The organism is Echinicola shivajiensis (assembly GCF_018642165.1).
Taxonomy (GTDB): Bacteria; Bacteroidota; Bacteroidia; order Cytophagales; family Cyclobacteriaceae; genus Echinicola; species Echinicola shivajiensis.
In genome coordinates this window covers 24,917-42,869 of the sequence record NZ_JAHHZM010000016.1, presented here as the reverse complement: position 1 = coordinate 42,869, position 17,953 = coordinate 24,917, and the positions used below count along the sequence as shown (strand labels likewise).

Here is a 17,953-nt window from a genome sequence, read left to right as displayed (position 1 = left end):
TGATTGTTTTTAATACTTGTTTAAATAAATTAATTAAAAGTTAAACAAAAGTTGCTTGGTATAGTTATTTAGTTGTAATCAATAATCAATTAAATACAACTGAACCATGAAACTCACTAAGCAAAGATTTCCGATTATTCTGGCAGTAACTTTCTGCTGGTTGTTTTTGACAGCATGCAATGATGATGATGATCCAACTCCAATTGAGGAAGATGATATCGTAGATATTGTAGTTGGCAGCCCTAATTTCACCACTTTAGAGGCTGCTGTGATAGAAGCGGGGTTGGTTACCACTCTTCAGGGAGATGGGCCCTTTACAGTTTTCGCTCCAACCGATGCTGCTTTTTCTGATTTTTTGGGCGATAATGGATGGTCCGCGGAGGCATTGTTAGCTAGTCCGGATTTAGGGGATATTCTTACCTATCATGTTTTGTCCGATGAAGTGTTGTCTTCAGAAGTAAGCGTAGGAGAAGTGACTACTGTAAATGGGGATAGTTTTTATATCAGCCAAGATCCCGATGGTAGTTTATGGATCAATGGTAGTGCTAGAATTACTGATACAGATGTGATGGCTTCAAATGGAGTTATTCATGTTCTGGATTATGTGATCGTTCCTCCTTCTCAGTCAATAGCTGAAATAACCGTTGAGTATGCGACAGCTTCAAGTCCTGAGTTTACCCAGTTAGTAGGTGCTTTGCAAAGAGCAAATTTGGTAGATGCTGTAAGTGGAGATGATGGAGATTTAACTGTTTTCGCTCCAACTGATGCTGCTTTCCAAGCTTTGTATGATACCAATCCCGCTTGGAATGATTTTAATGACATTCCTCTAGAAACTTTGACAGCAGTATTAACCGCGCATGTGGTTCCAGCCAGGGCGTTTTCTCAAGACTTAAGGGATGGGGCTTCACTTCCAACCCTGAATGAAGGAGCCATGCTTTCTGTTGATTTAGAAGCTTTAACAGTAGGAGGGGCTTCATTGAATACAGCCCTTTTAAATATTCACGCTACCAATGGTGTGATTCATGTTATTGATAATGTGATTTTACCGTAGATGGTGTATTTTTTTGTATTTGGTTTTGAGACTGCTGGTGATGAGCCAGCAGTTTTTTGTTAAATTACAAGTGATGTAACTACTTGTTTAAAAATGATGAAAGGGATTAAGATTAACTACCAATTTTTTTTTCTATACTTTTTTGTTGCTTTATTTTTTGAAATTGAAGGTTATGGGCAGTCTCCGGCCACATTGATTGTATTGAAACCCGAATATTTGAAAATTACTCCTAATGGTTATTATTATAAAGATGTGCAGGATAAACGAAATGCAGAGCAGACAATTGGGAGGATATTTACAAGTAAAGAGTCAAAGGAAACGGAGCCTTTAGGTCTACAAGGCGGAACGGAAAAGGCTTTGAGGGATTATATTTTTAGAAGTGTTCCAAAGGACAGGTTATTGAAGCCTGTGGTGCTAGAGGTGAATAAATGTGAGATTTCAGAAAAAAGAGCTTTAGGAGGCTTAATAGAGGGAAAGGTAGATTTGGAATTCACCTTTCAGCTTGAAAAAGAAGGGAAACTGATCCATTTGATGGATTATCAAGGTGGGGCTAATTATAAAAGATCTTCAGGTAATTATTCAGCGGTTTCCTCGTCCTTGAAACAATCTTTAGCCAGTTCGTTGAGGTATTTTAATGAATGGATGAGCCAAGGTGCACTAAATGATATCAGATTGGCCAATAGCGTTGAGTTAAGTATCAGAGATTATGAGGTGCGGGAATTGGGAGATACAGTTTTCTATCATCAAGATCGCCCATTGAAATGGGAGGACTTTAAGGCTAAACCTCATTTTGGAAGTAATTATGTAGCGTCCATATTTTCAAGTTTTGCTTGGGAAGGAAATTCCAAAATTAAAGACGGAGTGATAGTTTTGGATCTGGTGACCAAGGTGTTTATGTTGAAGCCCTCTTCATGGGTAAGGTCAGGGAGTAGGGATGATTATGGGTTAAATCATGAACAGCGGCATTTTGATATTACCAAAATCATAGTCGAGCGCTTCAAGGAGAAGATCAAGAAATTGGAACTCAGCCCGGATGATTATGATGGGAAGATAGGTTATTTATATCTTGAGACATATCGAGAGATGAATCAAATGCAAGAGGCATATGACAAAGAAACTGATCATGGCAGAGACAAAGAAGCCCAATACAGATGGAATGGGCTAATTGATAAGGAGTTGGGAAAATATTTTCCTTGATTTTATGGGAAGAAGCTATCTTGTTGAGGAGCAAGGTCCGGTCCCCATATTTTTATATTATCAAATTTCCCGGTATCGTCAAAAGTTCCGAATCCAATGTGTCCGTAATCAAAGTGGATGTCTTTGGCAACCATGATTGGGTTTTCCATATCATCAAAAAATATTTTTATCGACCCGGACTCTATATTTCTTTCTACTCTTACTTTATGCCATTCATTGGTTTTGCCCCAATCTATTCCTGCATTTACCCATTGACCTATGGCTTTTCGTGGTTCATCATTGACCAAGAAAATATTATGGGCATGGGCATCAGGTTTTGTTGCTATATGTGTATAATAAAAATTGCTTGGACTTTCCATTCCAAAGAATAAACACAGGTCTCTGTGTCCGTATTCTTTACCAGTTTGTTGCAAATCAGCTTCCATGATAAAGCTGCCAAATTTCAAATCTTTAATTATGGCAATATTAAAAGGGGATCTTGCTTTGGGTTCATAATTTGCTGCTTTGTAGGTTTCCAAACTTTGATCGGAAATTTTCCAAGCCTTATCATCGGTAGATTCAAATTCCTCTAAGGTGTTTTCAGTTGAAAAGTCTTGCTCATAGAGCAGCTTGTAGTTTTGTGGGATATTTTGGCTAAAAGCTCCTAGAGAGAGTCCAAATGATAGGGTGAATGGGAGGATAAATTTATTTGTATTCATATTTGATTGGTTTTGGCGTGTGGAGAAAGATTCTTCTCGAAAAATAGAAAAAAAAGAGCCGATCTTCAAAGTGTAGAATCGAGATCGGCTTTTTTTAATAAATAACCCTAACAAACCAGATAATCTTTATCTTGTTACTAAATACAGAAAAAAAAATGATATATGCAAATAAAACGAAAATAAAATTCTTTGAATTCTTTTATATTTTCGATTTTGCTTTCGAAAAATAGGTTGTTTCTCACGTGCTTTCATGTATAATGTCAAGTTTTTGTTTCGTGTTTTTTGATTGTATTAAGCTTTAAATGTTTATTGTAGGATTAAAGTGCTTATATTGGTACTTTGCTGAAGTTAACTAATGAAGCATTAATGTAAATATCGAAAGATAAATTGGTTTTATTTTTTGAGTTTTTAGTTGGTTCAATCTTTTGTGTTAATATTTTGTAAATATTAAGGATATGAAAATATAAATGTTTTCATAGAGGGTTTGTTTATTGATGATTAGGTTTGGTATTCGTAAATACTTGAGGTATTGTTTGAATAATGAAACTAAATGAGTATTTTTCGAAAGATTTTTTAAGGAAAAGAAATTATTTAATTTAACCTAGGATTGAAATATGAAAAAAACAGCGCAACGCAGGTCCCGAATTTTGGAAGTTTTGGATGAGCATGGCCAGGTAAATGTGAGTGAACTCAGTAAGGATCTTGGTGTAAGTGAAGTTACTATAAGAAATGATTTGGCTAATCTGGAGCGTAATAAGCTTTTGGTTAGGGCACACGGGGGGGCATTTAAGACCAATAACATGGCGCTTCCTGTTACAGAAAAGAAGAAGATCAACCTTGATCTTAAAAGGAAAATTGGTAAGAAAGCGGTTTCTTTAATAGAAGAAAATGATTCCATTATTTTGGATTCAGGAACTACAACATTCGAAATATCCAATAATCTTGGTAAGTTTGAAAGGTTGACGGTTATCAGTAATGCCCTGGATATTGTGAATAACTTGGCTAGTTATGATAATTTGGATGTGATGATGCCGGGAGGATTTTTGAAAGAGTTTTCGATGTCTTTGGTTGGTCCAATGGCTGAAAGAAATCTGAAGCAATTACACTGCAACAAACTTTTTCTTGGTGTTGATGGGTTTAAATCTGACGTTGGGGTCTTTACCCATTATATGGAAGAGGCATATCTTAACCAGATTATGATTGATATAGCTGAGGAAGTGATCGTGGTTTCAGATTCTACCAAGTTTAAGAAAATTGGATTGGCATTTATTGCTGGTTTCGATAAGGTAGACAAGGTTATTACAGATGATGCAATTGATCCTGATTTTGTGAAAATGTTGGAAAGAAATAATGTGGAAGTGGTGATTGCCAGTTGATTCACATAAAAAAAGATCCCGAACTAAGTTCGGGATCTTTTTTTATTTCAATTTTACTTTTACCAAAAGTGGCATGTGATCGGAATAATCTACATCTAAGACTTTTACTTCCAGCACTTCCCAATTGTCATTTTTGGATAGCCATACATAATCTATCCTGATCCTTGGATCATCAGTGGGGAAGGTATATTGTGGAGTTCCGTATGCCTCGGCAGCATCAATAAAACTTTCTGTTAGGGAAGCATAGGCTTTACTGTCGGGTTTGAGATTTAAGTCACCGGCAAAAAGGAAAGGGCCGTCAATATTTTCTTGGTTGGCAAGAATGGCATCACATTGTGCGATTCTGTTATTTTCATATTGGTGGCACAGGTGGCTTGCGCCAAATGTTAGTGTTACTCCATTTGGCATTTCAACGGAAGCTAAAGCAATCGCCCTTCCTTCTCCTCCTTCTGGGATGGGCAAGTCGAGTTTGCTCATTTTTGCAGGATATTTACTTAGGAGACCTTCTCCGTATCCACCGTTGCTGAAATCGATGGCTTTGGCAAAGAATCCATGCATGCCTGTTGCTTTTGCAAGTTCAGCAGTAAGGTCTACTGCTCGGCCGTTTCTGATAGATGCTGTTCTTTGTGTGGCGCTATCAACTTCTTGCATAGCTACAAAGTCAGGGTCCAGATCCTTTATTAATTGAGCGATTTCTTCCAGATTGCTTTTTCCGTTTTCATAACTGTTTTCACCATGATAAATATTATAGGATAAAACGGTGATTACAGTTTCTTTTGGTTTACACTGGAAACATGCAAGCCCTACTAATAGTAGTAAAAATAATTTTGATGTGTTTTTCATGTGAATAAATGGGGTTAAAAAAGGCCGGATGTATGTTCCGGCCCGAGGTTATTATTCAATGGTTACTTCAAATTGGTTGCTTTGACGGCCTTCAGGAGTTACTATTAAATATCTTAAGATTAAATTTTCCTGACCTTCATTAGTTATAGGTGCCAAAATTGGGTCTCTATATAGATAGCCTGTTTGATCTGCTTTGTGTCCGTCAACTGTATAGTACACTTTAGCTCCCTTCACAAAAGGTGTAATGGTGATTTTGTGTCTTCCAGAGCTTTGGTCTTTACTGATATTCACTTTTGCCTCCGGAATTCTATAGAATACATCTAGTTTTTCTAATTCGGCAAGTCTTGCTGGAAGTCTTTCCTGGGAGAATTCTTCATAGTTTTTCTCTTCTTTATTGCTCCAAGCTACTTCTGCTAAGGCCAAAGCTCTAGGGAATAAGTGGTATTCCATTTTGTTGTTAGTAGCAATGTATTCTGTCCATAAATTGGCTTGAACACCTAGCACATGTTTGTTTTCTTCGGCAGTTAGGCTCTCAGGTCTTGGGGAATAGCTGTAGACTTTTTCTAAAGGGAGGAAGCCTCCAATTGCGAGTGGTTCTTGGTCTTTGTCTTCAGATTGGTAATGGTCAATGTACATATGACTGTTAGGGGTCATGATCACGTCATGGTTCATTTTGGCTGCAGCAATACCTCCTTTTTCACCTCTCCAGCTCATTACAGTAGCGTTAGGAGCAAGGCCTCCTTCAAGGATTTCGTCCCATCCAATTAGTTTTCTGCCATTTTTGTTAAGAAACTTTTCAATTCTAGTGATGAAATAGCTTTGCAATTCGTGCTCGTCTTCCAGTTTTTCTTTCTTGATAAGCTTTTGGGAAATAGCTGAGGTCTTCCAGTGGTCTTTTGGAGCTTCGTCTCCACCAATGTGGATGTACTCACTTGGGAATATTTCCATTACCTCTGTTAAAACATCTTCTAGGAATTGGAACGTCTCATCTTTTACACCGTATACGTTATAATGTACGCCCCAGTAACCTGGGACATTTGGACTCAGGTCATTGTCATATGGGTCGCCATTTTCTTTCATTGCCATAATACTACCTGAAAGAGGCTTGATATCTTCAGGCTTAGCGCCCTCCATTTCAAAACTTCCGAATTCTGGATAGGCCGCTAGTGCTGCGGAACTGTGTCCAGGAAGTTCAATCTCAGGGATTACTGTAATCATCCTGTCAGCAGCGTATTTTACGATTCCCTTGGCCTCTTCTTGAGTATAATAGCCGCCATGTTTTTCACCATCATAGATGAATGGTTGGAAATCATAGTATTGTCCAATTATTGTGGAGTCTCTAAATGCAGCGATTTCTGTTAGCTTAGGGTATTTTTTAATTTCCAATCTCCAGCCTTGGTCTTCAGTAAGGTGCCAATGCATTTTATTGAATTTGAAATAAGCCATCAAATCAATGATTTTTTTGATTTGGTCAACAGGGAAAAAGTGGCGACCCACATCAAGCATAATGCCTCTATAGGCAAACTCTGGTTGGTCCTGGATGCTTACAGCTGGAATAGTAAGAAGTCCAGAATTTGATTCTATCAATTGTAGGGTCGTTTGAAGACCGTAAAATAATCCTTTCTTTCCTCCTGTAATCTTGATCTTTTTTGAATCTGAATCCAGGGTATATGATTCTGAATCTTCTGAATCTTTGTTCAAGATGAGCTCAATGGTGTTTCCCGGAAGTTCTAAAAGGGAAATGTTTAATTTAAACCCGTATTGGGCTTGAAGAAATTCATTGAATAGTGTGGCTGAATTTCTACTTTCATAATCCTTAGCGATAATGACAGTTTCTTCGTTCAGTATAAACTGGCCTGAGTTGATTGTCATTTTAGCTGGTTTTGGTATTACGGATATAGTGCTTTCCTGCGCCTGCAGTTTACCCATAAAAAGGAAGAGCAATAGGATTGCCCAAAATTGTTTTTTCATAATATTGATTATTTATTTTGGTAGCTATTGATTAGGCTGTTTTGGATGTAGCTTTATGATTTTCTAGAATGAATTTGTTTAAGTGCTGAATTGTTAAGTTTTTCTTTCCTGTTTGATAGGTGTAAAACCAAAGGATAAGTGATAAAATAATTAATGGTTGTGAAAGATAATGAAAAAAAATCGAAAACCTGTATAAGGAAATCGATTTGCTCTACTAAGTTATACGGGATGCACATATGGAAATTTGTATGGTTTTTTTGTTGTTTTAATATTTATGATCTTATTAATTTTTAGGTGTTTTGATATAGTTTAATAATTTTTCTAAGCTCGGATTGGGGTTTTCTTTATTCCATAAAGCGGTTATTTCTGCACGCTGTGAAATGTTTTTTAGTTCAATGAATTTTACGGCTGCATTGGTGACATTCTTAAAGGAAGTGGGTAAAAAGGTGATTCCAAGCCCGTGTCCAACTAGGTTAAGGACAGTGTGTCCATGAACTGTTTCGTGGGCTATTCGAGGTGAAAATCCATTGTCTTCGCAAATACTAAGTTGGAGTCTATAATACAATTCCCCATCTGACCTTGTCGGTAAGATGAATTCTTCTTGGGCAAGTTGATGGATGCCTTCAAAATTGTTTTCATTTAGATAATGGTTTTCTGGAAGTACAAGTGCAAAGGATTCTCTAAATACAAGCTGGTGGTGAAAATGTGGTGAAGGCAAAGGGTTTCTTAAAAAGGCAATGTCCAATTCTCCGTTTTGAATAGCTTCCAACTGTGTCGAAGAGGTCATTTCATTAAGGTAGGTTTGAATATAAGGATGTGCTTCATGAAGTTCACTGAGCATGTCTGGAAGAAAAGTGTGGATGCATGAACCGACGTAGCCAATTCTTATTTCTCCCTTCTCTCCTTCCTGTATTAATTTGGTATGGCTTTTTACTAATTCTAGTTGGTCAAGAATTGCTTTGGCTTCCGTTTTAAAATATTTGCCAGCTTCGGTAAGCCTGACATTTCTTTTGTCTCTTTTGAGTAGGGCAATGCCTAATTCTTCTTCCAGTAATTTTATTTGCTTTGATAGGGCTGGTTGAACGATGTATAGTTTATCAGCGGCACGATGAAAGTGTAACTCTTCTGCCAAAACCAAAAAATATTTGAGCTGACGAATTTCCATAATAATCACTTTTAGTTATTAAAAGGTGAATATAATACTATTTTTTATTATTAGTTGAAATATGGAAATTTGTAAGAGTAGAATATAAACCCTTTTAAAATCAAATACTTATATGGTGGGAGTGGAACCTGAAAATATGCTTCATGAAATCAGTTCAGAGCGGATAAGCTTGGAAGCAATTATTGAAGTAATTGCAAGTGGGAGAAAATTGTCCTTGTCCAAAGAAATGGAAAGGAAGATTCAGGAATGTAGGGCTTATTTGGATCAGAAGGTTTCCCAGGATGAAGAGGCGCTTTTTTATGGTGTCAATACTGGTTTTGGTTATTTGCAGCAAGTAAGAATAGATCCTCAGGAGATAGAGCAGTTGCAATACAATCTGCTTCAGTCTCATGCCTGTGGAGTGGGTGAGAAGGTGCCTAAGCATTTGGTGAAAATCATGCTGTTGACTAAAATCCAGTCCTTAGCCCAAGGGCATTCAGGAGTGCAGTTGGTGACGGTTCAGCGTTTGGTGGATTTTTATAATCATGATGTTTTGCCGGTTGTGTATAATCAGGGTTCACTTGGAGCGTCAGGTGATTTGTCTCCACTTTCCCATTTAAGCTTGCCATTGATCGGTTTGGGAGAGGTTTATCACGAAGGAAAAATCAAAACAAGCAAAGAGGTGCTTGCTCAGTTTAGCTGGGAGCCAATTACCCTGAGGTCGAAGGAAGGGCTTTCTTTGATAAATGGAACCCAGTTTATGTTGAGCTATGGGGCCTTTGCAGTTTCCCGTGCTGAAGAATTATTTAAATGGGCTGACCTTATTTCAGTGATTTCCTTGGAGGCATTTAACGGAAACGTTCAGCCTTTTAATCATTTGATTCATGCAATTAGGCCTCATAAGGGGCAGTTAGAAACCGCAAAAGTCATCAGGGAGTATTTGGAAGGAAGTGAGATTGCACAGGCAAAAGATAAGCAGGTGCAAGATCCTTATTCTTTCAGATGTGTTCCTCAGGTGCATGGGGCATCAAAGGATAGTTTGGCATTTGTTAAGCACACTTTTAATGTGGAGGCCAATTCAGTTACGGATAATCCCAATATTTTTCCCGATGAGGATCAAATACTTTCTGGGGGTAATTTTCATGGACAACCTTTGGCCTTGGGCTTTGATTATCTGTCGATTGCTATGGCAGAAATAGGGAACATTTCTGAAAGGAGAACTTACCAATTGCTTTCAGGGGCAAGGGGTTTGCCGCTGTTCTTGGTCAATGACCCCGGTCTTCAGTCAGGTTTGATGATACCGCAGTATACCGCAGCAAGTGTGGTAAGTGAAAACAAACAATTATGTACTCCTTCATCAGTTGATTCCATTGTTTCATCCAATGGGCAAGAAGACCATGTTAGCATGGGAGCCAATGGTGCCACCAAGTGTTTAAGGGTATTAAATAACCTTGAGAAAATCTTAGCTATTGAGTTGTTGACTGCGACTCAGGCTTTGGAATTCAGAAAACCGGTCAAGAGTTCTCCAATAGTTGAAAAGTTAGTGGATCTATATAGGAAAGAGGTGAGTTTTAATACTCAGGACAGGGTGTTGGCTATTGATATTGAAAGCAGCATTCAGTTTATCAGGAGATGGAAGATGGAGGAAATTAAATCACTTTAAAATTTACAATGATGTCAAGCGTAATATCGAAATATTCCCAAGAGAAATATAAAACCCCAACTGGGGACAAATTGAACTGTAAAGGTTGGGTCCAGGAGGCGGCATTGAGGATGTTGTTGAATAATTTGGATCCTGAAGTAGCCGAGAGACCAGAAGATTTGATTGTCTATGGTGGAAGGGGGAAAGCTGCCAGGGATTTTGATGCCCTTGATAAGATAATCAAAGGGCTAAAGGTTTTGGAAGAAGATGAAACTTTGTTGATTCAGTCAGGAAAACCAGTGGGCATTGTGCCTACCCATGCTAATGCCCCAAAAGTATTGATTTCTAATTCCCAATTGGTGCCGAACTGGGCTACTTGGGAACATTTTGACAAGTTGGAAAAAGCTGGTTTGATGATGTACGGTCAAATGACAGCAGGTTCATGGATATATATTGGGTCCCAAGGAATTGTTCAAGGGACATTTGAAACTTATGCAGAATTGGCGCGACAGCATTTTGGCGGAAGCCTTAAAGGTACCTTAAATGTAACTGCTGGTCTTGGAGGTATGGGAGGAGCACAGCCTTTGGCCATCACTATGAACGAAGGTGTTTGTTTGGTGGCTGAAGTGGAAGAATGGCGTATCAAAAAGCGTTTGGAGACCAGTTACTTGGATTTGATGGTCGCGGATCTTGATGAGGCAATTGATACAGCTTTGGAAGCAAAAAAAGAAAATAAAGCAGTTTCTATAGGGGTTCCAGTTAATGCAGTGAATCTTTTGGAACGACTTATTGCAAGGGGAATTGTTCCGGATACCTTGACAGACCAAACTTCGGCACATGACCCTTTGCTGGGTTACTATCCACATACCGTTACTGTGGAGGAAGCTAATGTATTGAGAGAAAAAGATGAAGAAAAGTATATTGATCTAGCTTATGAGTCTATGTTTAGGCATGTAGAGCTGATGCTAGATTTGCAGGGCAAGGGTGCCGTGACTTTTGATTATGGGAATAATTTGAGAGCTAGGGCACAGGAAAGAGGTTCGAAAAATGCTTTTGATTTCCCTGGTTTTGTTCCGGCTTTTATACGTCCACTTTTCTGTGAGGGAAAGGGGCCTTTTAGGTGGGCGGCCTTATCTGGCGACCCAGAAGATATCAGAAAAACAGATGAGATGATTCTCAAGTTGTTTCCTGAAAATGAATCTTTAAAACGTTGGATCACCTTAGCCCAAGAAAAAATTTCCTTTCAGGGATTGCCTGCTAGAATCTGCTGGTTGGGTCAAGGAGAAAGAGAAAAAGCTGGCTTGGCATTTAATGAAATGGTTAAGAATGGAGAGCTCAAGGCTCCAATAGTTATAGGGAGAGATCATTTGGATACTGGTTCCGTGGCTTCTCCAAATAGAGAAACTGAAAGTATGATGGATGGGTCAGATGCAGTTGCCGATTGGCCAATTTTAAATGCTTTGATGAATACTGCCGGTGGTGCAAGTTGGGTTTCACTTCATCATGGAGGAGGAGTTGGAATGGGATATTCTATTCATGCCGGAATGGTAATCGTTGCGGATGGTACAGAAGCGGCTAAGGAACGATTGGCGAGGGTTTTGAGAAATGATCCTGGAATTGGTGTAATTAGACATGCGGATGCTGGTTATGAAATAGCCAAGGATACGGCCAAAAAGCACGGTTTGGATTTAAATGAAAGAATTTAATGCTGATTACAAATATTAAAACCCTTTTTGGGGTCAGAGAGGAACCCAAATTTTTACGTGGTAAGGAAATGGCTAGCTTGCCTGCTATTGATAATGCTTTCTTGCTGGTGAAAGGGGAGGAGATCATGGGGTATGGCACCATGGATCAGCTTGATTTGAGGAGGTTTTCGGATCAAGAAGATATTATTGATGCATCTGGACAGTTTGTATTGCCAGCTTGGTGTGATTCTCATACTCATTTGGTATTTGCAGGAAGCAGGGAAAGTGAATTTGTAGATAAAATCAAAGGCCTAAGTTATGCTGAAATTGCGCAAAAGGGTGGGGGAATCTTAAATTCCGCAGCCCTTCTAAGAGATACGGATGAAGATGATTTGTTTCAGCAATCTTGGAGGAGGCTTGAAGCTGTAAGGGCTATGGGAACTGGAGCTATTGAGATAAAGAGTGGCTATGGATTGAGTGTGGAGGCAGAATTGAAAATACTTAGGGTCGTAAAAAGGCTGAAAGAAAAATCCCCCCTTCATATTAAGGCGACCTTTCTAGGCGCCCATGCCTATCCGCTGGAGTATAAAGATGACCATCAGGCCTATGTTGATTTAGTTTGCAACGAGATGTTGCCAAAAGTAGCGGAAGAAGGCTTGGCCTCTTATGTGGATGTGTTTTTTGAAAAAGGTTTTTTTGATGCAAAAGCAAGCAAGCAGGTAATGGATGCTGCCCAAAAGTATGGGCTTAAAGGGAAGTTGCATGCCAATCAGTTAAGTAATTCCGGCGGTGTGCAATTTGGTGTAGAAAATGGTTTGTTATCCGTTGATCATCTGGAAACCATGGGTGTGGAGGAGATCAAGGCATTGTTGGGAAGCGAAACCATACCTACTTTATTGCCATCAGCTGCTTTTTTTCTAAGGATGGCGTATCCTCCAGCTAGGGAGATGATTGATGCAGGATTAGGAGTGGCATTGGCTACTGATTTTAATCCGGGTTCTTCCCCAAGTGGAAACATACCTTTGTTGATTGCGCTTTCTTGTATTCAGATGAAAATGACCCCTGAAGAAGCTATCAATGCCGTGACCATAAATGGTGCGCATGCGATGGAGGTTCAGGAGGAACTGGGGAGTGTTACTGTAGGTAAAAAGGCTAATTTGATATTTACTAAACCTATGAGTTCGCTGGCTTATTTACCGTATTCATTTGGCGAGAATTTGATTGATAAAGTAATGATTAGGGGACAGTTTTAAGTAAGCTTATGAATTATTTTAAGTTTTTCAATCAGCAGGATATTGATAAAAGAGTGGTAAAAAGACCTGGGGAAGCCAAATTAGGGGAATGTATTAAGTTTGGTTTTGCAGGGAAGTTGGGGGTGATCATTGGAATTCCTGAGTCTATCGGTGTACGAGCCAATTTAGGTAAGGAGGGGACGGAGAGTCTTTGGCCTGCTTTTTTGAATAGTTTTTTGAATGTTCAACAGCAGAGGAATCTAAAAGGTGATGAGTTTTCCTTGTTGGGGGAATTTGATTTTTCCAGTTTGCTTCCTGAGGAAGGGGCTGGTGTTGAGAAGTGGAGAAAAGCTGTTGAGCAGATTGATTCAGCTGTATTTGAGATGGTCAGAGAGGTTGTGCAACAGGGGAAGTTGCCAATAATAATAGGTGGAGGCCATAATAATAGCTATCCTATTATTAAGGGAGTAGCCAAAGGCTTAGGTACTGAAGATATCAATGTGTTGAACTTAGACGCACATGCTGATTTTAGAAAACTTGAAGGAAGACACAGTGGGAATGGGTTTCGGTATGCTTTCGAGGAAGGTTTTTTGGATAAATATGCGGTGGTTGGTTTGAGTGAGAACTATAATTCTCAGGAAATGCTAGAATGTATGCAAAATCAGGATAGGATTGATTTTGTTTTTTGGGAGGATGTTTTTCTTAGGGGAAATATGAGTTTTGAAGAAGCAGTCAGTCGAGGTTTAGCTTTTGTGGAGGATAAGAAGTTTGGAATTGAGCTTGATTTGGATGTAGTGGGTAAGGTGTTGTCCAGTGCAATGGATCCTGTTGGTGTTTCAGGGGTGCATGCCCGGAAATACGTCTTTCTTGTTGCTTGGAAGGGAATGGAGAAGGTAGCCTACTTTCATATATGTGAAGGTGCAGTTATGATGAAAGATGGCAAAACAGATGAGGGGGCTGCAAAATTGGTAAGTTATTTGGCGACAGATTTTATTAAGGGGCTGAGTTCTTAATGATAGTTTGAGTGGGGTTTTAAGTAAAACTTTGAATTTTCTTAATAAAAAAATAGGCTGCCGATATTTCGGCAGCCTTTATATATTTGGGTCTTTTATTCTTAGGAAACCAAATGTTTCTCAACGGGTACATATTCTAAATCAAAAGCTTCAGCCACCGCCTCGTATACGATGTCGCCTTTGATGATATTAAGACCTTTGGCCAATTCATTGTTTTCTTGAGCAGCTTTTTTCCAACCTTTTTCAGCAAGCTGAATGGCGTAAGGTAGGGTTGCGTTGGTTAAAGCAACGGTACTTGTGTAAGGAACCGCTCCGGGCATATTGGCTACACAATAATGTAAAACATCATCAATGATATAAGTTGGATTCTCGTGTGTCGTTGGCTTGCAGGTTTCGATACATCCACCTTGGTCAACAGCTACGTCAACTAAAACTGTACCTTTTTGCATATCTTTAAGCATGTCACGAGTGATAAGGTGAGGTGCTTTTGCTCCAGGTATAAGTACAGCTCCAATGATCAAATCAGCAGTTTTGATAAGTTCTCTGATGTTAAATTCATTGGACATTCTTGTTTTTACATTGGCAGGCATTACGTCAGAGAGATAACGCATTCTTGGAAGGGAAACGTCCAGGATGGTGACATCGGCTTTTAGTCCTGCGGCCATCCAAGCAGCTTGTGTTCCTACTATACCTCCTCCTAGGATCAGTACTTTGGCAGGAAGTGTTCCTGGTACTCCGCCCATTAATATTCCTTTTCCGCCCAAAGGTCTCTCCAAGTAATTGGCTCCCTTTTGTGTGGCCATTCTACCAGCAACTTCAGACATAGGGACAAGTAAAGGGAGGCCCCCTTCAGCTTTCTCTACTGTTTCGTAAGCCAAACAAACGGATTTGCTTTTGGCCATGGCCTTGGTTAATGGCTCATGTGAGGCAAAATGGAAATAAGTGAATAATAATTGGTCTTCTCTGATGAGATCGTATTCAGGTTCAATTGGTTCCTTGACCTTAATGATCATTTCAGCAGTGGCGTATGTTTCTTCTATGCTAGGTAAGATTTTAGCTCCAGCTTTAACATACATTTCGTCTGGGAAGCCACTTCCGTCACCGGCAGTATGCTGAACGTAAACGGTATGACCTCTTTTTACAAGTTCTTGAGCGCCAGCAGGGGTAAGGGCAACCCTGTTCTCGTTATTTTTAATCTCTTTTGGAATCCCTATTATCATAGTTAGAAATGTTTGGGGGTGCTTTAATATTGGCAAATATAGTAAGGAGAAAGTAATTGGGCGTTAGATTCTTATAGTTTATTTGGGGTGGGTGATGAAAATAAACAAAAAATGAAATTAATAATTGAAAAAATGTCTTTATGTGAATAAAATTCTAAAGCAAGTGTTTTTTAATATTAATTATTTGGTTCGGATTATTATATAAATTGATGTTTGTTTAATGTTGTAGGGTGTGATTTTAAAATATGGTAATATTACTGCTGTTTTGTTATAATCGAAATATTATTTTATAAGAAAGATTTAATAATGTATTTTTTGAAATTTATTATGGATTGAAAAGACTGATACTTGTCAGGTATATTTGTTAAAACCCCAAAATTCTGTATTTTTGGAATACCTTGAAAAACCCAAAATTGCTTTTAATTATTAAATATGCTAGAAGTGGAGACTTTACCTAAAACAAAGGTTAATATCGGATTAGAAAAAGAACAGATTTTATTTGATTATAGAATTGTGCAGCAGAGCCGTCAGGCTTCCTTGATGGGAAGAAAGGAGGTTTTTATGGGCAAGGCAAAATTTGGCATTTTTGGTGATGGGAAAGAGCTTGCCCAAGTGGTGATGGCACGTTACTTTAAGGATGGTGATTTTCGTTCAGGATATTACCGCGATCAAACTTTTATGTTAGCTATTCAGGAGCTCAAAATTCAAGCTTATTTCGCGCAACTGTATGCTCATGTAGATGTGGAGGAAGAGCCAGCTTCTGGAGGAAGGTTGATGAATGGGCATTTTGCTACAAGGTCCCTAAATGATGATGGGACATGGAAAGACCTGAGGAAAATGAAAAATTCTGCAGGAGATATTTCATCCACTGCAGCTCAGGTTCCTAAGTTGGTAGGGCTAGGTTATGCCACTAAATTATTTAAAGAAAATAAAGAGCTTCAAAAATTAGCGGAATTTAAAGGACTCGGAAAAGAGGTGGCCTGGGGTACTATAGGGAATGCATCAACTGCGCAGGGAATGTTTTATGAAACCATCAATGCGGCAGGGGTACTGCAGATTCCTATGATCATGTCTGTTTGGGATGATGAGTATGGTATTTCCGTAACCAATAAGTATCAAACCACCAAGGAGAGCATTTCTGAAGCCTTGGCAGGGTTCCAGCGGGAAAAAGACAAGCCTGGTTTTGAGATTATAGTGGTGAAAGGTTGGGATTATGAAGCCTTGCATAAGGCTTACCAAAAGGCAGAGCGTTTGGCGAGAGAGGAATTTGTTCCTTGTCTGGTGCATGTGGTGGAAATGACTCAACCACAAGGCCATTCGACCTCTGGCTCGCATGAAAGGTATAAGTCCAAAGAGCGTTTGGAGTGGGAAGCTCAGCATGATTGTAACCTTAGGTTCAGGGAATATATTCTGGATAACGAGCTAGCGACAGAGGAGGAGTTGGACGAGATAGATAAGGAGGCTTTAAAGTATGTGCGTGAGCAGAAAGATATGGCTTGGAAGTCATTTTCTGGCGGGATCAAAAATGAGCTAAAAGAGGTAGTTGATTTAATCAAGAACGCAGCCAAAGAAAGTGCACAGTCAAAAGCTTTATTGTTGTTGGCAGAGGATTTGTCAAAAACGTTGAATCCTATTCGTAAAGATGTGATAGGAGCTGTGAGAAGAGCTTTATTCCTTATGAGGTTTGATAGCTCTAGCTTGAGGTCTGAAATAAAACTGTGGTATCAAGAGCATCAGAAGCTTAATCAAGAAAGGTATAATAGCCATCTCTACAGTGAGTCATCGGAGAGCTGTCTTAAAGTACCTGTGGTGCCAGCCATATATGAAGATAATTCTGCAACAGTAGATGGGAGGGAAGTGTTGCAGGCCTGTTTTGATGAAATGTTGAGCAGAGACCCAAGGGTTTTTGCCATTGGAGAAGATGTAGGGAAGATTGGAGATGTTAATCAAGCCTTTGCGGGGCTTCAGGCTAAATATGGAGAGTTGAGGGTGACTGATACAGGAATTCGTGAAACTACCATCATTGGACAAGGGATTGGATCAGCATTGAGAGGTTTAAGGCCAATTACTGAAATTCAGTATTTGGACTATCTATATTATGCATTGATGACCTTGACCGATGATTTGGCTTGTCTGCATTATAGGACTAAAGGTGGGCAAAAAGCCCCACTTATTGTCAGGACAAGAGGGCATCGTCTTGAAGGTGTTTGGCATTCGGGTTCTCCGATGAGCATGATTTTGGGAAGTCTTAGGGGAATGTTGGTTTGTGTTCCTAGAAATATGACTCAAGCAGCAGGTATGTATAATACTTTGTTAAAAAGTGATGAACCTGCTTTAATGATAGAATGTCTGAATGCTTATCGGCAAAAGGAAAAAATACCCACTAATGTAGGCGAATTTACTGTTCCATTAGGTAGGCCCGAAGTGTTGAAGGAAGGTACTGATATTACTATAGTGACCTATGGAGCGATGTGCAAAATAGTACTAGAGGCTGCAGAACAGTTGGATGAATATGGGATTTCTGTGGAGGTAATAGATGTACAGACCTTATTGCCTTTTGATATCCATCACGTTATCGCCGATTCTATTAAGAAGACCAATAGGGTTATTTTTGCAGATGAAGACGTTCCTGGCGGAGGAACTGCTTATATGATGCAGCAGGTTTTGGAGGAGCAAAAAGCTTATTACCATTTGGATTCAGAGCCGGTTACATTAGCTGGAAAAGCGCATAGACCTGCATACTCTACGGATGGTGATTATTTCTCCAAGCCTAGTGCAGATGATGTGGTGGAAAAAGCCTATAGGGTCATGAATGAGGTGGATCCAACGAGTTATCCGATGTGGTAATAGTATGGCATAAGAAATAAAAAAAGCTTCTCCT

General features: G+C 39.2%; 13 protein-coding genes. 8 read left to right on the top strand and 5 right to left on the bottom strand.

Annotated features, from left to right (window positions below):
* The first annotated feature begins 106 nt into the window (after nucleotides 1–106).
* Together KMW37_RS18935 and KMW37_RS18930 are read left to right on the top strand one after the other, a co-directional pair.
* Nucleotides 107–1,051 (top strand): fasciclin domain-containing protein, encoded by a 945-nt coding sequence (locus KMW37_RS18935; RefSeq protein ID WP_215226227.1) that lies wholly within the window; start codon nucleotides 107–109, stop codon nucleotides 1,049–1,051.
* A 93-nt stretch (nucleotides 1,052–1,144) separates the two neighbouring features.
* Complete coding sequence (locus KMW37_RS18930) at nucleotides 1,145–2,248, top strand: DUF922 domain-containing protein (RefSeq protein ID WP_215226226.1); 1,104 nt, start codon at nucleotides 1,145–1,147, stop codon at nucleotides 2,246–2,248.
* A 2-nt stretch (nucleotides 2,249–2,250) separates the two neighbouring features.
* Here the strand turns inward: KMW37_RS18930 and KMW37_RS18925 are convergent, their stop codons facing one another.
* Nucleotides 2,251–2,946, bottom strand: coding sequence for a hypothetical protein (locus KMW37_RS18925; protein WP_215226225.1), 696 nt, complete (start codon nucleotides 2,944–2,946; stop codon nucleotides 2,251–2,253).
* A gap of 614 nt (nucleotides 2,947–3,560) precedes the next feature.
* On the opposite strand from KMW37_RS18925, the gene agaR reads away from it, so the two are divergent.
* Complete coding sequence (gene agaR / locus KMW37_RS18920; RefSeq protein WP_186754612.1) at nucleotides 3,561–4,322, top strand: transcriptional repressor AgaR; 762 nt, start codon at nucleotides 3,561–3,563, stop codon at nucleotides 4,320–4,322.
* Between the two features lie 42 nt (nucleotides 4,323–4,364).
* On the opposite strand, the gene KMW37_RS18915 is transcribed toward agaR, so the two are convergent.
* The 3 genes from KMW37_RS18915 to KMW37_RS18905 all read right to left on the bottom strand — a co-directional run bounded on the left by KMW37_RS18915 (nucleotide 4,365) and on the right by KMW37_RS18905 (nucleotide 8,301).
* Entirely contained in the window at nucleotides 4,365–5,165 is an 801-nt protein-coding gene (locus KMW37_RS18915) for an endonuclease/exonuclease/phosphatase family protein (protein ID WP_215226224.1), read from the bottom strand.
* A gap of 51 nt (nucleotides 5,166–5,216) precedes the next feature.
* On the bottom strand, nucleotides 5,217–7,136 hold the full coding sequence (locus tag KMW37_RS18910) for a beta-N-acetylhexosaminidase (RefSeq protein ID WP_215226223.1): 1,920 nt from the start codon (nucleotides 7,134–7,136) through the stop codon (nucleotides 5,217–5,219).
* 283 nt (nucleotides 7,137–7,419) lie between these two features.
* Complete coding sequence (locus KMW37_RS18905; RefSeq protein ID WP_215226222.1) at nucleotides 7,420–8,301, bottom strand: LysR substrate-binding domain-containing protein; 882 nt, start codon at nucleotides 8,299–8,301, stop codon at nucleotides 7,420–7,422.
* 112 nt (nucleotides 8,302–8,413) lie between these two features.
* Between KMW37_RS18905 and hutH the strand changes: the two genes are divergently transcribed.
* Genes hutH through KMW37_RS18885 form a run of 4 tightly spaced genes read left to right on the top strand, consistent with a single transcriptional unit; the run spans nucleotide 8,414 to nucleotide 13,852 of the window.
* Nucleotides 8,414–9,943: a histidine ammonia-lyase gene (gene hutH, locus KMW37_RS18900; RefSeq protein ID WP_215226221.1), complete on the top strand. Its 1,530-nt coding sequence runs from the start codon at nucleotides 8,414–8,416 to the stop codon at nucleotides 9,941–9,943.
* Nucleotides 9,944–9,954: 11 nt separating this feature from the next.
* Nucleotides 9,955–11,628 (top strand): urocanate hydratase, encoded by a 1,674-nt coding sequence (hutU, locus tag KMW37_RS18895; RefSeq protein ID WP_215226290.1) that lies wholly within the window; start codon nucleotides 9,955–9,957, stop codon nucleotides 11,626–11,628.
* A complete protein-coding gene (gene hutI / locus KMW37_RS18890) occupies nucleotides 11,628–12,860 on the top strand; it encodes an imidazolonepropionase (RefSeq protein WP_215226220.1) in 1,233 nt (410 codons plus the stop codon). The genes hutU and hutI overlap by 1 nt, the downstream gene beginning before the upstream one ends.
* An 8-nt stretch (nucleotides 12,861–12,868) precedes the next feature.
* Nucleotides 12,869–13,852 carry a formimidoylglutamase gene (locus KMW37_RS18885; RefSeq protein ID WP_215226219.1) on the top strand — a complete coding sequence of 328 codons (984 nt, stop codon included), beginning with the start codon at nucleotides 12,869–12,871 and terminating at the stop codon, nucleotides 13,850–13,852.
* A gap of 101 nt (nucleotides 13,853–13,953) precedes the next feature.
* Here the strand turns inward: KMW37_RS18885 and ald are convergent, their stop codons facing one another.
* Nucleotides 13,954–15,072: an alanine dehydrogenase gene (gene ald / locus KMW37_RS18880; protein ID WP_215226218.1), complete on the bottom strand. Its 1,119-nt coding sequence runs from the start codon at nucleotides 15,070–15,072 to the stop codon at nucleotides 13,954–13,956.
* A 432-nt stretch (nucleotides 15,073–15,504) separates the two neighbouring features.
* On the opposite strand from ald, the gene KMW37_RS18875 reads away from it, so the two are divergent.
* Nucleotides 15,505–17,919 (top strand): alpha-ketoacid dehydrogenase subunit alpha/beta, encoded by a 2,415-nt coding sequence (locus tag KMW37_RS18875; RefSeq protein WP_215226217.1) that lies wholly within the window; start codon nucleotides 15,505–15,507, stop codon nucleotides 17,917–17,919.
* Nucleotides 17,920–17,953: the final 34 nt, after the last annotated feature.

Excerpts from the sequence above, each read along its gene's own strand:
- hutU (WP_215226290.1), top strand. The coding sequence starts at position 9,955 with ATGTCAAGCGTAATATCGAAATATTCCCAAGAGAAATATAAAACCCCA.
- ald (WP_215226218.1), bottom strand. The coding sequence starts at position 15,072 with ATGATAATAGGGATTCCAAAAGAGATTAAAAATAACGAGAACAGGGTT.
- KMW37_RS18905 (WP_215226222.1), bottom strand. The coding sequence starts at position 8,301 with ATGGAAATTCGTCAGCTCAAATATTTTTTGGTTTTGGCAGAAGAGTTA.
- KMW37_RS18875 (WP_215226217.1), top strand. The coding sequence starts at position 15,505 with ATGCTAGAAGTGGAGACTTTACCTAAAACAAAGGTTAATATCGGATTA.
- KMW37_RS18930 (WP_215226226.1), top strand. The coding sequence starts at position 1,145 with ATGATGAAAGGGATTAAGATTAACTACCAATTTTTTTTTCTATACTTT.
- KMW37_RS18910 (WP_215226223.1), bottom strand. The coding sequence starts at position 7,136 with ATGAAAAAACAATTTTGGGCAATCCTATTGCTCTTCCTTTTTATGGGT.
- hutI (WP_215226220.1), top strand. The coding sequence starts at position 11,628 with ATGCTGATTACAAATATTAAAACCCTTTTTGGGGTCAGAGAGGAACCC.
- KMW37_RS18915 (WP_215226224.1), bottom strand. The coding sequence starts at position 5,165 with ATGAAAAACACATCAAAATTATTTTTACTACTATTAGTAGGGCTTGCA.
- agaR (WP_186754612.1), top strand. The coding sequence starts at position 3,561 with ATGAAAAAAACAGCGCAACGCAGGTCCCGAATTTTGGAAGTTTTGGAT.
- KMW37_RS18925 (WP_215226225.1), bottom strand. The coding sequence starts at position 2,946 with ATGAATACAAATAAATTTATCCTCCCATTCACCCTATCATTTGGACTC.
- KMW37_RS18885 (WP_215226219.1), top strand. The coding sequence starts at position 12,869 with ATGAATTATTTTAAGTTTTTCAATCAGCAGGATATTGATAAAAGAGTG.
- hutH (WP_215226221.1), top strand. The coding sequence starts at position 8,414 with ATGGTGGGAGTGGAACCTGAAAATATGCTTCATGAAATCAGTTCAGAG.
- KMW37_RS18935 (WP_215226227.1), top strand. The coding sequence starts at position 107 with ATGAAACTCACTAAGCAAAGATTTCCGATTATTCTGGCAGTAACTTTC.